Here is a 15,885-nt window from a genome sequence, read left to right as displayed (position 1 = left end):
GCCGATCTTCAGCACGACATTGCCGTTGGTGATGTCGTCTTCGCTGTAAGCGATATGTGCCATCAGCGTCAGCATCGTCTGGATGTTTCTCAAGTCTTCGTAAGCTTCTTCGGACATTAGATAGAGCTGCGGTCCCGTCGGGCCGCCGTGCATGTCTTCCATGATCGTTCTCCACGCGCTTAGGGTCACGCCGCGTATTGCGCGCGGCGTGAAGGGCTGCAGGAAAAATCCTGCTCGTTTTGTCGGAATCAGCTGCTTCCGTTTTGACGATTGCCCACGGTGGCTCGACGTCGCGCCGTCAGCGCGGCGGTGAAGTAGAAGAAATGCACCATGGCGGGGGCACGTGGGCGTGCGGGTGCCGTATGATCGAACGTAACCATCATTAACTCCGTAATCAGTTGGTGGTGGCCAGCGGATCGTTTGAGGGCCAACTCAGGCGATCCGCGCTACTTCACATCATGTCGGGCGTGCCGTGGTCATCTCTGCGGATGGGCACGCCCGACTAACGCACCCTCGCATGAAGTGCGTCGTGCGATCTGTCGGGTCTGCATGATTGGATGCGTTGGCGAATGCCTACGCGGAGCATGCGAAGTATTGCCTTTATGCTCGCCAGATCACGTCGTTCGTGATGCGGCGCACGTCGGTTTGTCCGGTCAGCGCCATGGTGACGCTCAATTCGCGACGGATCAGCTCGATGGTCTGCGTGACGCCGGCTTCGCCCATGGCACCGAGGCCGTAAAGAAAGGCTTTGCCGATCAGTCCGGCGTGCGCTCCGCAGGCCAGGGCCTTGAATAGATCCTGTCCGCTGAGGATGCCGCCATCGAACAGCACCTGCGTGCGGTCGCCGACGGCTTGCACGATGGAGGGCAGCACGTCGATGGTGGCGGGTGCGCTGTCCAGCTGGCGGCCGCCGTGGTTGGACACCACGATGGCATCCACGCCGTGATCGGCCGCGAGGCGCGCGTCGTGCGGATCGAGTATGCCCTTGATGATCAGCTTGCCGGGCCAGATCGCGCGAATCCATTCGAGATCGCGCCAGTTGAGCCTGGGATCGAACTGCTTGGCGATCCACTGTGCCAACGTGGAAAGGCTGTCGGTGTTTTCGACGCGACCTTGCAGATTGCCGAACGAACGGCTCGGCGCGCGCAACATGCTCCATGCCCAACGCGGTTTGCTGGCCATGTCGAGGATGTTGCGCAGCGTGATCTTCGGCGGCACGGACAAGCCGTTCTTGATTTCGCGATGGCGCTGGCCTTGCACGGTAAGGTCGGCCGTCAGCATCAAGGCGCTGCATTCGGCCGCCTTGGCACGCTGGATCAGATCGCGGGTGAAGCCGCGATCTCGCATCACGTACACCTGAAACCAGAACGGCGTGTCCACCGCCGCGCGCACTTGCTCGATGGAGCAGATGGACATGGTGCTCAGGCAGAACGGAATGCCGGCCTTGGCGGCGGCGCGGGCGCCGAGGATTTCGCCTGCGCCGTGCTGCAAGCCGGTGAGGCCGGTCGGTGCGATTGCCAGCGGCATCGAGACCGGTTCGCCGAGGATGTCGGTGGCGAGCGAGCGGTTGTCGACGTCGCACATCACGCGTTGCCGCAGGGCGATGCGTTCGAATGCCGCGCGATTCGCTTTCAGCGTGATCTCGTCGTACGAACCGCGATCGGCGTATTCGAAGAAGGCGCGCGGTACGCGGCGCTTGGCGAGTTCGCGTAGATCGGCGACGTTGGTGATGGGGGTGGTCATGGGTTTCGGACCTTGATCGAAGCGTGTCGTTATCCCGGTGAAGCGGGATCCAGTTTCAATAGGCCTTGCGAAGCGCGCAATAGTAGTTTTTGTGTCCTTCGGACGCGTATTTAAACTGGATCCCGGCGTTCGCCGGGATGACGGTGAGGTCATATTTTCCGTCGAGCTAGGTGATGACGGTGAGGCACTATTTTCCATCGAGCTCGGGGACGACGGTGAGGCAATAGGTCATGGCGTCCCATTCGATGTTACGTGTCACACGTTATTGAGCTTTTGCGACATCCACCGGCTCGCACCAAACGGGACCATCCGGATAGCTGTATTGCTTTAGGGTATCCGCATGCATCTGCGCGGAGAAGCCGGGCGTTTGCGGTGCGATGTAGTGGCCGTTGCGAATCACCACCGGGTCCACGAAATGCTGGTGCAGGTGATCGACGAATTCGATGGCGCGGTCGTCCTTCTTGCCGGTGATCGCGACGAAATCGGCCATGGCCAGATGTTGCACGAGTTCGCACAAGCCCACGCCGCCGGCGTGCGGAAACACGCGCACGCCGTACTTGGCCGCCATCAGCAGGATGGCCAGGTTTTCGTTTACGCCGCCCACGCGCGCGGCATCGATCTGGATCAGGTCGACCGCGTTCGCCTGGAATAGCTGCTTGAAGACCACCCGGTTCTGCGTGTGTTCGCCGGTGGAGATGGGCGTGGGTGCCACGGCACGGCGAATCGTTGCGTGGCCCAGCACGTCGTCCGGACTGGTGGGTTCTTCCACCCATGCCAGCTGCACGTCGGACAGGCGGCGCAACCAGGCGATGGCGTGGGGGACGTCCCAGCGCTGGTTGGCGTCGACGGCGATGGCGACGTCGGGGCCTACCGCTTCGCGCGCAAGGCGACAACGGCGGATGTCGTCTTCGACATTCAGGCCCACCTTCAACTTGATGGTGCGGAAACCGGCGGCGACGGCTTCGCGTGCGAGGCGCTGCATTTTTTCGTCGGTGTAGCCCAGCCAGCCTGGCGATGTTGTGTAGGCCGGATAACCTTCCTCCAGCAGCTGCGCGATGCGCTTTGCCTTGGTGGGAGCAGCGGCGTGCAGCATGGTCAGCGCTTCCGCGGGCGTCAGCGCGTCGGTGAGGTAGCGGAAGTCGATCGTCGCGACCAATTGTTCGGGCGTCATGTCTGCAATGAAGCGCCACAACGGCTTGCCGGCGAGACGCGCAGCGAGATCCCACGCGGCGTTCACGACGGCGCCGATGGCCATGTGCATGACGCCCTTTTCGGGGCCGAGCCAGCGCAGCTGCGAGTCGCCGATCAGGCGCTTGGCGAATCCGCCAAGGTCGCCGGTGACTTCGGCGATGTCGAGGCCCACGACATGATGCGCAAGCGCGTCGATGGCCGCTTTCTGCACGTCGTTGCCGCGACCGATGGTGAAGGCGAGACCGTAACCGGCGACATGCGGCTGATCGGTACGCACGACGACGTAGGCCGCGGAGTAATCCGGATCGGGGTTCATCGCATCCGATCCGTCCAGCTCGCGAGATGTGGGGAAGCGGACGTCGTAAGTGTCCAGCGACGTGATCTTGCTCATGCGGTGGTCGTCCCTGAAAGGAGCGTTTCGCCACGCTCCTGGAGATTGCAGGTGAAAAGGGTGTCGATGCGAATCATGCAGTCGTCCCGTTTTGCGTATCGGCACGAACGTGCTGGCGCTGCTGTCCAAGCCCGCTGATGCCCAGTTCGATGACATCGCCCGCGCGCAGATACTTCGGCGGCTTTTGTCCAAGGCCGACGCCTGCGGGCGTGCCGGTGCTGATCACGTCGCCGGGCAGCAGCGTCATGTAGCGGCTGATGTGGCTGACGAGCTTGGCCACGCCGAAGATCATCGTGCGCGTGGTGCCGTTCTGGTAGCGGTGGCCGTTGACTTCCAGCCACAGATCCAGGTTCTGCGGATCGGTGATTTCTTCGCTGGTCACCAGCCACGGGCCGAGCGGGCCGAAGGTGTCGCAGCTTTTGCCCTTGACCCATTGGCCGCCGTGATCGAACTGGAATTCGCGCTCGGATACGTCGTTGACGACCAGGTAACCGGCCACATGCTTGAGCGCGTTCTCTTCGCTCACGTTGCGCGTTATGTCGCCGATGACGACGCCGAGCTCCACTTCCCAATCGGTTTTCACGGAGCCGCGCGGGATCACGACATCGTCGTTGGGGCCGACGATCGCGCTGGTGGCCTTCATGAAAAGCACCGGTTGTTCCGGCGGAGGCGTGCCGGTTTCGGCGGCATGTTCGGCGTAGTTCATGCCGACGCAAATCATCTTGCTGACGTAGGCGACCGGCGTGCCGTAACGCGGCTGACCGGTCACTTCCGGCAGCGTCTGCGGATCGATGGCGGCGATGCGCGCGCGTCCTTCGCGGCTGAGCGCTTGCGCGTCGATGTCGTCGATCACGGCGGACAGATCGCGGAGCTTGCCGTTCGCGTCGATCACGCCTGGCTTTTCCCTGCCGGGAGAACCGTAACGAAACAGTTTCATGGACTTCTTGCTCCTCGCGTTCAGTTGGACCAGCCGCCATCCACGACGTGGACGGTGCCGGTGGTAAAGGCGGATTCGTCGGATGCGAGGTAAAGCGCTAACGCGGCGATCTCTTCGGGTTCGCCCAGCCGGCCCATCGGCTGGCGCTCGATGAAGCGTTGCCAGTTGGCGGCTTCGTCGCCGCCGAGCGCGCGCACGCGATCGCCGAGCGACGGCGTTTTCACCGTGCCGGGGCAGATCGCGTTGCATCGCACGCCGCGCGCAACGAAGTCCGATGCGATGGATCGGGTGAGGCCGATGACGGCAGCCTTGGTGGCGCCGTAGGCAAAACGGTTCGGCACGCCTTTGATGCTCGAGGCGACCGACGACATGTTGATGATGCTGCCCTTGCCACGCTCCAGCATGTCCGGCAGCACGGCTTTGCACAGATGGAACATGCTGTCGACATTGATCGTGAACGAACGACGCCAGCTTGCGTCGTCGGTATCGAGAATGGTGCCGGCGTGCACGAAGCCCGCGCAGTTGAACAGCACATCGAACGGGCCGGACGCCTGCACGAGCGCCTTGATGTCGTCAGGGCGCGTCACATCGAGCTTGCTGGTGGCGATGGAAGCATGTTCCGCAGCCAGGCTGTCTAGCGCTTCGCCATCGATGTCGGTGGCGCATACCTTGGCGCCGGCTTGCGCGAAGGCGAGGGCGGTTGCACGGCCTATGCCGGCACCGGCAGCGGTGATGAGCGCGTGCTTGCCAGTCAAACGTCCGCTCATGCGGTGTCTCCCTTGTTCTGAACGTTGTTAGATTGAATGCGCGATCGCGTCATGGCGTGCGTTCCGCGCGTGCATCCTGCGCAGCGAGATCGATGTCAAGCGCGTAAAAACCCACCGCGTTGGCAGCGAAAACATCCGGCTGCGATCCGGGGGCGTAGCGTTCGGTGAGCGTCAGCGCCATATCGAGCCATTGCCCGAAATCGGCGTGGGTGGTGAGCACGGGCCAATCGCTGCCCCACATCAGTCGCTCCGGTCCGAAGTGCGCGAAGAGATCGGCGACGTAAGGCTCGATGGCGTCTTGGTCCACCGGTTCATGCAGCAGGGTGAGCAGGCCCGACAACTTGCAGTGCAACTGCGGATGTTGCGCCAGCTCGTCGATCCAGCTGGTCCATTGATCGAAACGTCCGTCGCCGATGGCCGGCTTGCCGGCATGGTCGAGCACGACATTCAAGTGCGGGTGACGGCGCAGGCGTCGAAGCAGCGCGGGCAACTGCGTCATGGTGGCGAGCGCATCGAAGGTCAGGCCGCAGTCCTGGATGCAATCGAAGGCGCGGTCGAGCGAGGGGTTCGCCAGCCAATCCGGATCGGCGATGTCCTGCGCCATCGGACGCAGCCCGCAGAGAAGGCCACCGCCGTCGCGGATCAGCGCATCGATGCGTGCGCCGACGTCGTCGCCTTCCATATCCACCCAGCCCACGACTCCCGCGACAGCGCCATCGTGACGCGCCAGTTCGAATAGGAAGCGTGTTTCTTCTTCGGTCGGCGCAGCTTGCACGAGCACCGTGTGCTTCACACCTGCAGCTTTGCGTTGAGCGTGCAGCTCGGGCGGCAGAAAGGGGCGACGCAGCGATTCCGGCGCATCCTTCAACCAGCCGTAGTCGCCACGCGATGGCTGCCAGTAATGCTGATGCGCGTCGACGATGATCATGGCGTGGGGATGCCGTCTGCGATCAGTCCGGCATCGCGCAGGGCGCGCCAGGCGTCGGCAGGAATCGCGATCTTGATGCGTTCGTCGGCGCTGTCGACTTCCGCCACGGAACGCAGGCCGCAGACGACACTCGCCACGGCGGGATGCGCCAGCGGGAACTGCAGCGCTGCGGCGCCGACTTGCGTGTGGGTTCTGTCGAGCACTTCGTAAAAGCGACGCGCTTTCTCAAGGGTGTTCTGATCGGCGGGCGCGTAGTTATAGAAATGGCCCGGCCCGTTGTCGCCGCCGAGCAGGCCGGAGTTGTAGGGGCCTGCCGCAAGAATCGCTATGTCGCGCGCCTGCGCCTGTGCCATCACGGCTTTGCTTTCCTGCTGTTCGAACAGGGTGTAGCGACCCGCCAGCATGATGACGTCGATATGGAATCGCGGCATCACTTCCAGGCATACGGCTTCTTCGTTCACGCCGATGCCGATGGCCTTGCATACGCCTTGCGATCGCAGGTCCGCCATGGCCGGCAGCGCTTCGTCCAGCGCCTGTCGGAGAACGTCCGCATGTTGGGCACCATGCGTCAACGCGCCGATGTCGTGCAGCAACAGTATTTCGACGTGATCGGTGCGCAGGCGGTTCAGGCTCGCCTCGAACGAGCGGAGGATGCCGTCGCGGCTGTAGTCGAAGCGCGCCGATTGGCCGTCGACGATAAAACCGTCGGCGTGGCTGGTCTGGCGCGCGTCGCTCTCGATGATCCTGCCGACTTTGGTGGAGAGGCTGAAGCTGTCGCGAGGGACGGCGCACAGGGTGGCACCCAGGCGACTTTCACTCAGTCCGTAGCCGTAATAGGGCGCGGTGTCGAAATGGCGGATGTTGCGTAGCCAGGCGCGGGAAATCGTCGCCGCGGCCGTTTCGTCGTTGACCGACTCATAGAGATTGCCGATCGGCGCGCCGCCGAGCGACAGGCGCGAGCGCGGCCAGCCATCCGGCCGAGCGTTGGCCTGACTCGATTCCGGCTTGGTCGTTGGCTGTGTCATTCATCCCCGTAGCGGTTTCGGCCGTCCGTCTGTCGGCCTCGGTGCATATGATCGCTCAGTTTAGGCCGTCTGTGTATATATAAACAGTCAATTTACAGGTGCTTGTAGATGGCAGGGCGGCAACTCTCAAAAAAGATGTTGCATTTCGGTTTGCCACGATCTAAAACATATATAAACCTAAATTTCGCTAATGAACAGGCCTGCCAACACAGGCAGCGTTGTCCGGCATCCATCGGGCGAGGGGCGTGGGCGTGGAAAGAGCCATGAAAAAGCAGGGTAGAACCCGGCTCGCGCTGCATGCCGGCCCGGTTTTCGCAGCTTCCGGGATGAAGTCATGATGGAGATGTCAGGGGTCGCGTTGACGCCTTCGCCGGAGCCGTTGCATGGCAAGGCGGTGCTGCTGGGGCATGGCGAATCCGTGGGTGTCGGCGAGGGAGCCTTTCTTTCCGCCGATATCGGCGGCACGCACGCGCGCCTGGCGCTGGTCGCGCCGACGCACGCAGGCGATACGCCGCGCATCCTGGCCGCGCGCACGTATCGGTGCGCGGATCATCCGCATCTGGAAGACATCGTTCGCTGTTTCTGTCAGAAGCTGGACGTCCAACCGCGCGAACTCGTGCTTGCGTGCGCGGGTTATCTGCATGCGGGTTCGGTGATCAGCAAGAACCTCGCGTGGCCCGTGCGGCTGGATGCGATGAAGCAAGCCTTGGCGCTTGAGCAGGTGCGTTTCGTCAACGATCTGGAAGCGCTTGCTTACGCAGTGGGACAGAAGGCTGTCGAAGGCACGGTGGCGCTCAAGCATCGCGCGGTCGGCGATGTGGGCGCGGGGCCGATGGTCGTGATCGGTCCGGGTACGGGGCTTGGCGCCGCGGTGTGGCTGCCGGGCGAGCCGCCACGGGTGATGGCCACCGAAGCGGGACATACGCAACTCGCGGCGCGCGCGGGCATCGAGCAACAAGTGCTTGCGCGCGTGTCGCAACCTAACAGCCACGCTGACTACGAAGCGGTGTTGTCGGGCCCCGGCCTGCATCGGCTCTACATGGCGCTGTGTGCGATACACGATCGTTATCCCTTGCACGATGAACCCGCCGCGGTGACGGCGGCGGCTATCGAAGGCAAGGACGAGATCGCGCATCGAGCGCTCTCGCTGTTCTGCGGCTGGCTCGGTTCGTTCGCCGCCGATCTGGCGATGCTTTATGGAGCCACCGGCGGCGTTTATCTCGCGGGCGGCTTTCTTTCGCAGATGATCGATTTCATGCGGCAGAGCCCTTTGATCGAGCGGTTTCTCGATAAGGGCGTGATGCGTCCTTTCTTGCAGCGGCTTCCGATTCACGTGATGGGTCACGGTCAATACGGCGTCATCGGCGCCGCCCGTTGGCATCTCGACTCCCGAAGGGAGCACGTACGTATCGGGCAGACGAGCGTCACGCACGCATGGGCATCGGCGATGCCGCCTGCATGAACTTCAAGCCATGAGTTTTCGCGCAGCGGTCGCGGCCGCATTGTTTCCCCCAATGCGGCCGCGATCGCTTTTTTTTAGTGGCGCCAACGCATGACATGGCTCGAACCACCGCATCAACCTGGCGACGCCAACGCCATGACTGGAACGCTCATGAAACGATTGATTTTGTTATTGGTCGCCACGCTTGCGTGCGGCTCCGCTTTCGCCAAACAGCCGGACGCGCTTTTCTATTTGATGGGCTCGCAGAAGTCGGTCAATTCCTTTGAGGCGCACGTCGACAAGATCGGCCTGCTGGTGCCCACCTGGTACGGCGTGGACAACCAGGGTCTGGTTAGCGGCGGCCCGAATCTATATGTGCTGAACATGGCCAAGGCGCATCGCGTGCCGGTGGAGCCGATCGTCTCCATGTCGGCGGGTCGTGGCGGTTTTCACGACCTGATGCACGACGAAACGGCGAAGCAGCACATGATCGAAGCCATGCTGCAGCAAGCATCGGAATATGGCTACGCGGGATTTCAGTTCGACTTCGAAAGCATTTCCTGGACCGATCGCGACGCTTACACCTTGTTGGTCAAACAGACTGCGGAGGCGTTGCACAAACATGGCCTGAAGCTATCCATCGCGGTCGTGCCGAATGCTCCCGGGCACGCTGGCGTAGGGCCTTTTTCCAAATGGATGTGGCAGTACTGGCGCGGCGTCTACGACCTGGCCGCGCTGAGCAAGTACGCCGACCTGATTTGCCTGATGACCTACGACCAGCATACGCGCTGGACCGTGCCGGGCCCCGTCGACGGCATGCCCTGGATGCTTGCCCAGTTGAACTATGCGTTGACGCTGGTGCCCAAAGAAAAACTCTCGCTCGGTATCGCGTTGTACGGTTACCACTGGTACACCGGCGATCCCGTGAAGGCGGATGGTACGGAGGCTTCCAATATCAAGGCCGACTACATCGATGCGGACGAATCGATTCCTTTGGCGAAGGAACAGCATGCGGATGTGCAATGGGACGCGGTCGAACACGAATCCTGGTACTACTTCTATCGGGACGATATGCGCGAATGGGTCTTCATGCCCGACGCGCACAGCTTTCGCGATCGCTATGCTGTAGTAACTCAATTCGGCCTCGAGGGGTTCTGCTCCTGGGTGCTGGGTGCGGAAGATCCCAAGGTGTGGGATGAATTGCCGGTAGCACAGCGTCACTAAAAGCATCTAACAAGACGATCTCATAGTGCTAAAGCAGGCCAGGCGTTTCACTCTCCCTCCCCTGCGTGTAGCAGGGGAGGGTTGGGGTGGGGTGAAGCCTTTATGCAAAGCAAGAGCGTTACCCCCTCCCAACCTCCCCCTGCTTCGCAGGGGGAGGAGCAGAGTGCGGCGTCTTGCATCATCTTCGGCAAGTGTTGACGTACTCATTTTGTTAGAAGCGCTAGCCAAATCGAACGTTCGGATTTGTTTCCGCGTAGCAGACGGGGTTTCATGAAGGCATTCCGCATTTCCTCGATGACATGCGTCTTGTTGCTCGGGCTGAGCAGCATGCTGGGTGGAACTGCGCGCGCTTTTCCCGCGACATCCGGCGATGACACGCAAGCAGCGGCCGTGGTGTCGAAGATGACGCTGGCCGAAAAAGTGTCGCAGTTGCAGAGCGGTGCGCCTGCCATTCCCCGGCTGGGCGTGCCCGCTTACGACTGGTGGAGCGAAGGCCTGCACGGTATTGCGCGCGATGGTTACGCCACCGTGTTTCCGCAGGCCATCGGCCTGGCCGCGAGTTGGGATGCCGATCTGCTGACGCAGGTCGGTACGACCATTTCCACTGAAGCACGCGCGAAGTTCAACGCGGCGGGTACCGGCCACGATCATGTCCGCTATCAAGGGCTCACGATCTGGTCGCCCAACATCAATATTTTTCGCGATCCGCGTTGGGGCAGGGGGCAGGAGACTTACGGCGAAGATCCCTTTCTGACCGGCCGGCTTGCCGTGGGATTCATTCGCGGCATCCAGGGCGACGACCCAGCGCATCCACGCGCCATCGCGACCCCGAAGCACTTTGTCGTGCACAGCGGCCCCGAATCGGGCCGCCACGGTTTCGACGTGGATGTATCGCCCTACGATCTCGAAGCCACTTACTTGCCGGCCTTCCGCGCAGCCATCGCCGAGGGGCACGCGGGTTCCGTCATGTGCGCCTATAACGCGTTGCACGGCACACCGGTATGCGCGAACGATCCGCTGCTGACGAAGCTGTTGCGCGATGACTGGGGTTTCAAGGGTTATGTCGTGTCCGACTGCGATGCCGTCGACGACATGACCCAGTTCCATTACTACAAACCCGACAATGCGCAGTCGTCCGCCGCCGCCATCGCAGCCGGCACGGATCTCGATTGCGGTAGCGCTTATGGCGATTTGCTTGCAGCCGTGCAAAAGCATTACGTCGCTGAATCGGTACTCGATACCGCACTTGTCCGGCTGTTTTCCGCGCGTTATCGGTTGGGCGAGTGGGGCGACAAGGGTGTCGATCCGTATGCATCGATCGGCACGGATCAGATCGACAGTGCGGAACATCGTGAGCTCGCTTTGCGCGCGGCACTGGAATCGATGGTGCTGCTGAAGAATTCGCAGGGGACGCTGCCGTTCAAGCACGATCTCCATCTCGCCGTGATCGGGCCGAACGCCGACACGGTGGAGACGCTGGAAGCGAACTATCACGGAACCGCACGCGCACCTGTCACGCCGCTGCAGGGCATACGTCAACGTTTCGGCGCACAGCATGTCAGCTATGCCCAGGGTTCTTCGATTGCGGAAGGTGTGCCTGTCCCGATTCCGGAGACGGCTTTGCGCAATGGGAAAGATGCACATGCCGGATTGAGCGGCGAATACTTCGACAATCTCGATTTAACCGGAACGCCACGGTTGACCCGTGTCGACCGGCGCATCGATTTCGATTGGGATCACGTCGCGCCAGCCGGCGAACTCAATGCGAATCGCTATGCGGTGCGCTGGACGGGCGAACTCGTTCCACCCGGTGTTGGCGACTACACCTTGGCCGTGCATATCGATCGCTGTTTCGACTGTGCCGGGCATGATCCGGTGCGTCTGTACGTCGACGGCCAGCGCGTGATCGATGACAACGGCGACGATAAATCGATGCAGGCGACGCTTCATTTCGCCGATATGCGCCCTCACGCCATTCGGCTCGAACTGGTCCATAGCGGCCAGGATCAGGGTATACGCTTGCAGTGGCTGGCGCCCGCCCAGGCGCAGCTTGCCGAAGCGGAAGACGCTGCGCGACGTGCCGATGCCATCGTGGCCTTCGTCGGATTGTCGCCGGATGTGGAAGGCGAAGAGCTGAAGATCGATGTGCCCGGCTTCAATGGCGGCGATCGCACCGACATCGGATTGCCGGCGACGCAACAGGCGTTGCTCGAACGTCTTGCGGCCAGTCACAAGCCACTGGTGGTGGTTTTGATGTCGGGCAGTGCGGTGGCGCTGAACTGGGCGAAGACACATGCAGACGCCATTCTCGTTGCCTGGTATCCGGGCGAGGAAGGAGGCGATGCCGTTGTGCGCGTACTGACGGGTGACTACAACCCGGGCGGCCGTCTGCCGGTGACGTTCTATCGCTCGACCAGGGACCTGCCTCCTTTTGTCAGCTATGCGATGGAGGGGCGCATTTACAGGTATTTCAAAGGCGCGCCGCTCTACGCATTTGGATACGGCTTGAGCTATTCGCATTTCGCGTATGCCAAGCCTGATGTATCGGAGCCGCAATGGAAGTCAGGCGATGCGTTGAAGGTGAGCGCGACGGTTCGAAATGACGGCGCATACGCAGGCGACGAAGTGGTGCAGGTGTACCTGGATGCTCCGGAGGTATCTTCCGCTCCGCGGCATGCGTTGGTGGGCTTTCGTCGCGTCCATCTCGAAGCCGGAGAAAGCCGCCGCGTGGACTTCGAACTTTCGGCTCGCCAGCTCAGCAGTGTCGATGCCGATGGTCATCGCGCGGTGGAGCCAGGGCATTACCGTTTGTTTATCGGCGGAAGCCAGCCGGAAGATGGCAAGGGTGTGACTGCCGCGTTCGCTGTCATCGGGCGCGAAACTCTTCCGCGCTGATAAGTGTGCTTTCGCACGTGGCTCGCATCGTCATGCGCCGCAAATTCATCGTCGTCGCGTAGCCGACCAGGCAGAGCCACGCCACGCCGCTGCCCTCAACGAGACTTCGATCACAAAGCTCTCCGGCCAGGGGATGGTCGCCTTGGGCAACTGTGTTTCGCGAAATGCTTACGCCAGCCTTGCGATCGCCCGCAGCGAGGCTGGGATGAAGGCCGCTTCGTTGCGCATATAAAACAATGATTTACAAGTAATTACGACGGACCAGAAAAAAGCTCGCAAAAACTGTTGCACTGCGACTTGCCACGATCTAAATTCGACCTATAAGATTTTTACAACTACATATGAAATCGGCGTTCGTATATGAAATAGAACGAACCGATAGCGATACGCCCGAGGGGGCGTTGCGGTCACGGGAGGGGAGATGCAGAGCTCGATCCAGTTGGATAACGATGCAGCAGTTCTGTCGGCCATGAGCCGGGAACCGCGCTGCGCATGAATGTTTTGTCGTGCGCGACGGTGGCCCCGCTTTCCATGGTCCAGGACGCCTTTCTTGCAGCCGATGTCGGCGGCACGCATGCGCGCATCGGCCTGATTGCGTTCGAGCCTGAGCAGAACACGCCGACCGTGCTCGCGTATCGCGTCTACAAGTGCGCGGATTATACCGGCATGGACGTCATCGTCCGTGCGTTCTGCAAAGAGTTTGCGATCGCGCCGCATCGGTTCGCGCTCGCCTGCGCCGGGTTCCTGCACGACGGCGTCGTCGTCAACAACAATCTGCGTTGGCCGGTGGTGCCGGCCGAACTACGGAAAGTCTTGACGTTGAGCGAGGTCGAAGTACTCAACGATTTCGAGGCGCTGGCCTACGGCACGGCTTATCTCGAATCGGGCAGCATGACCACGCTGCACAATCCGCCGCGCCGTGCAGCGACTGGCAACGGACCTGTCGTGATCGTGGGTCCTGGCACCGGATTGGGTGTGGCGGTTCGTCTACCCGGTACTCACCCCAAGGTTCTGGCTACTGAAGCCGGACACATTCAACTGGCAGCTCGCGTGGGACGCGAACAACAAGTGTTGAGCGAGCTTTCGTTACCCGATACGCACATACCGTACGACCATGTCCTGTCTGGTCCGGGGATCGTGCGTCTGTATCGAGCACTCTGCCATCTCGACGATGCGCCGGCGGTATTCCAGGATCCTGCAGCCATTACCTCCGCCGCATGCGCGGGGACGAACGCGCAGGCCGTGGAAACGCTGCAACTCTTCTGCGGGTGGCTGGGTTCCTTCATCGGCGACCTGGGCATGTTGTACGGCGCGACCGGCGGCATCTATGTGGCCGGCGGATTTCTTTCGCGCATGACCGGATTCATGGAGAAGAGCAGCTTCATCAGCCGCTTTCTCGACAAGGGCGTGATGCGCCCGTTCCTGCAAACCGTTCCGGTTCACGTGGTGGATCACGCGCAGCTGGGTGTCATCGGCGCGGCGAGCTGGTTGATGGAACATTCCGAACATGGACAGGCCGCATGAGCGGTCGAGCGAAGGTGTTCTCGACGCGAGCGCGTGCGGCATACGGTGCCGCGATGGCGGTGGGCTTGGTGGCCATGTCGTGTGCCATTGCCGCTGCTGCACGAGACAGCACGCACTCCGTGGTATCGCCCGATGCGAAGACCATCGAACAGCAATGGGTGGCAGCCAACAAGCCTTATGACCATGCACGCCAGAGCATCCTGTCGGAAACGGAAAAGGTTGCGTGGCAAGGTCCCATGCAGCCCGACTGGCAGAGTTTGACGGCCTACAGCGCACCCGAATGGTATCGGGATGCGAAGTTCGGCATCTTCATTCACTGGGGCGTGTATTCGGTCCCTGCGTTCAAGGGCGAGTGGTATCCGCGCCACATGTACGAACGCACGGGCGAAAATTCCGACCGTTACCGGCACCAGATCGCCACTTACGGTCCGATGCCGGAGAAGGGTTACAAGGATCTGATTCCGCTGTTCAAGGCCGAGCATTTCGATCCGCAGGTGTGGGCCACGTTGTTCCGCGAGTCCGGTGCACGTTACGTGGTGCCGGTCGCCGAGCATCACGACGGCTTTGCGATGTACGACTCGAAGCTGTCGGATTGGACGGCGGTCAAGATGGGTCCGCACCGCGACGTGATCGGCGAGCTGGCCAAGGCGATACGTGCGCAAGGCATGAAGCTGGGCTTGTCGTCGCATCGCGCGGAGCACGACTGGTTTTACGAGTACGGCCGCACCTTCGACTCGGATGTGAACGATCCTCGCTACGCCGCGCTGTACGGTCCCGCACATCCTTCCATGTCGGCGAAGGGCGAGGACGGCCAGGAAGTCGACTGGACCTTCGTTTCCGATGCGTTCCTCAACGACTGGCTGGCGCGCTCGTCGGAAATCGTGCAGGACTATCACCCGGACCTGATGTATTTCGACTGGTGGGTCGGACAGCCGCGGTTCCGTGGCGTGCTGGCCGAGTTTGCCGCGTTCTACTACAACCAGGCGGCCGCGCACGCGCAGGGCGTGGTGCTCAACTACAAGCTCAACGATATGCGCCCCGGCACCGGGACGCTGAGCATCGAGCGCGGGCAGGCGGCGGATATCCGCGTGCAGCCGTGGCAGACGGAAACCTCGATCAGTCCCGATTCGTGGGGCTATGCCGAAGACGACACTTACAAGACGCCCGACGAAATCGTGCAGCTGCTCGCCGACGTCGTGAGCAAGAACGGCAATCTGCTGTTGAACATCGGTCCGAAGGCCGACGGCACCATTCCGGACCAAGCGAAGCAGATCCTCCTGGCGATCGGACAGTGGATGCATGCCAACGGCGAGGCCATTTACGGCACGCGTCCGTGGACGCGCTTTGGCGAAGGTCCCACGCAGGTCGCGGCCGGCACGATGCAGGACACGAAGACCAAGCCGTACACCGCCGAGGATTTCCGCTTCACCACCAAGAACGGACATCTCTACGCGCTCGACATGGATTGGCCCGCAACGGGCCATGCGCTCATCCATTCGATCCCGCCGGCGATGAAGGTGAAGACGGTAACGCTGTTGGCTACCGGAAAAACGGTTGCCTTCCATCAGCAGGCCGACGGCCTGCATCTCGATCTGCCTGCGCGTCCCGCAGGCGTGCACGTATTCGCTTATCGCATCGACATGGAAGGCAATGTTGCGGCATCGGCGAAGGAGGATGGCGCGCCCAGATCATAAGTCGCTGCCGCTGGATGGATTAACAATTTTTGGGGCTACGGCATGGCCCCTGAAACAGAAACACCTATAGGCGCCGGTTCCGTTGTGCGAATCGGTAGCCAGAAAAATATTCACTTTCACCGGGA

The 15,885-nt window shown here is 61.7% G+C and carries 12 protein-coding genes; 5 read left to right on the top strand and 7 right to left on the bottom strand.

Going from position 1 to position 15,885, the window contains the following annotated elements; all coding sequences use genetic code 11:
* Window positions 1–248: 248 nt before the first annotated feature.
* From DWU99_RS21310 to DWU99_RS02740, 7 genes are all read right to left on the bottom strand, one after another.
* Window positions 249–380, bottom strand: a complete 132-nt coding sequence (locus tag DWU99_RS21310; RefSeq protein WP_267897499.1) for a hypothetical protein — start codon at window positions 378–380, stop codon at window positions 249–251.
* 220 nt (window positions 381–600) lie between these two features.
* Entirely contained in the window at window positions 601–1,743 is a 1,143-nt protein-coding gene (locus DWU99_RS02765) for an alpha-hydroxy acid oxidase (protein WP_115476455.1), read from the bottom strand.
* A 262-nt stretch (window positions 1,744–2,005) separates the two neighbouring features.
* Window positions 2,006–3,325, bottom strand: a complete 1,320-nt coding sequence (locus DWU99_RS02760) for an L-fuconate dehydratase (RefSeq protein WP_115476454.1) — start codon at window positions 3,323–3,325, stop codon at window positions 2,006–2,008.
* A gap of 73 nt (window positions 3,326–3,398) precedes the next feature.
* Window positions 3,399–4,262 (bottom strand): fumarylacetoacetate hydrolase family protein, encoded by an 864-nt coding sequence (locus DWU99_RS02755; RefSeq protein ID WP_115476453.1) that lies wholly within the window; start codon window positions 4,260–4,262, stop codon window positions 3,399–3,401.
* A gap of 20 nt (window positions 4,263–4,282) precedes the next feature.
* Window positions 4,283–5,029: an SDR family oxidoreductase gene (locus DWU99_RS02750; protein ID WP_115476452.1), complete on the bottom strand. Its 747-nt coding sequence runs from the start codon at window positions 5,027–5,029 to the stop codon at window positions 4,283–4,285.
* A 49-nt stretch (window positions 5,030–5,078) separates the two neighbouring features.
* On the bottom strand, window positions 5,079–5,957 hold the full coding sequence (locus DWU99_RS02745) for an amidohydrolase family protein (RefSeq protein ID WP_199535684.1): 879 nt from the start codon (window positions 5,955–5,957) through the stop codon (window positions 5,079–5,081).
* Window positions 5,954–6,982, bottom strand: a complete 1,029-nt coding sequence (locus DWU99_RS02740; protein WP_115476451.1) for an aldo/keto reductase — start codon at window positions 6,980–6,982, stop codon at window positions 5,954–5,956. Before DWU99_RS02740 ends, DWU99_RS02745 begins: the two co-directional genes overlap by 4 nt.
* Before the next feature lie 334 nt (window positions 6,983–7,316).
* On the opposite strand from DWU99_RS02740, the gene DWU99_RS02735 reads away from it, so the two are divergent.
* From DWU99_RS02735 to DWU99_RS02715, 5 genes are all read left to right on the top strand, one after another.
* Window positions 7,317–8,444 carry a glucokinase gene (locus tag DWU99_RS02735; RefSeq protein ID WP_115476450.1) on the top strand — a complete coding sequence of 376 codons (1,128 nt, stop codon included), beginning with the start codon at window positions 7,317–7,319 and terminating at the stop codon, window positions 8,442–8,444.
* Window positions 8,445–8,579: 135 nt separating this feature from the next.
* The gene (locus DWU99_RS02730) at window positions 8,580–9,647 is read left to right on the top strand and encodes a glycosyl hydrolase family 18 protein (RefSeq protein WP_199535709.1); all 1,068 of its coding nucleotides are present in this window, start codon (window positions 8,580–8,582) and stop codon (window positions 9,645–9,647) included.
* A gap of 270 nt (window positions 9,648–9,917) precedes the next feature.
* Window positions 9,918–12,542, top strand: coding sequence for a glycoside hydrolase family 3 protein (locus DWU99_RS02725; protein WP_199535683.1), 2,625 nt, complete (start codon window positions 9,918–9,920; stop codon window positions 12,540–12,542).
* 492 nt (window positions 12,543–13,034) lie between these two features.
* Window positions 13,035–14,066 (top strand): glucokinase, encoded by a 1,032-nt coding sequence (locus DWU99_RS02720; RefSeq protein ID WP_115476449.1) that lies wholly within the window; start codon window positions 13,035–13,037, stop codon window positions 14,064–14,066.
* A complete protein-coding gene (locus tag DWU99_RS02715; RefSeq protein WP_199535682.1) occupies window positions 14,063–15,760 on the top strand; it encodes an alpha-L-fucosidase in 1,698 nt (565 codons plus the stop codon). The genes DWU99_RS02720 and DWU99_RS02715 overlap by 4 nt, the downstream gene beginning before the upstream one ends.
* Window positions 15,761–15,885 lie beyond the last annotated feature (125 nt).

The organism is Dyella psychrodurans, from assembly GCF_003363265.1.
In the GTDB taxonomy this organism is placed as follows: Bacteria; Pseudomonadota; Gammaproteobacteria; order Xanthomonadales; family Rhodanobacteraceae; genus Dyella_B; species Dyella_B psychrodurans.
The sequence above is the reverse complement of the archived record's forward strand: the minus strand, read 5'-3'. Positions and strand labels throughout refer to the sequence as shown.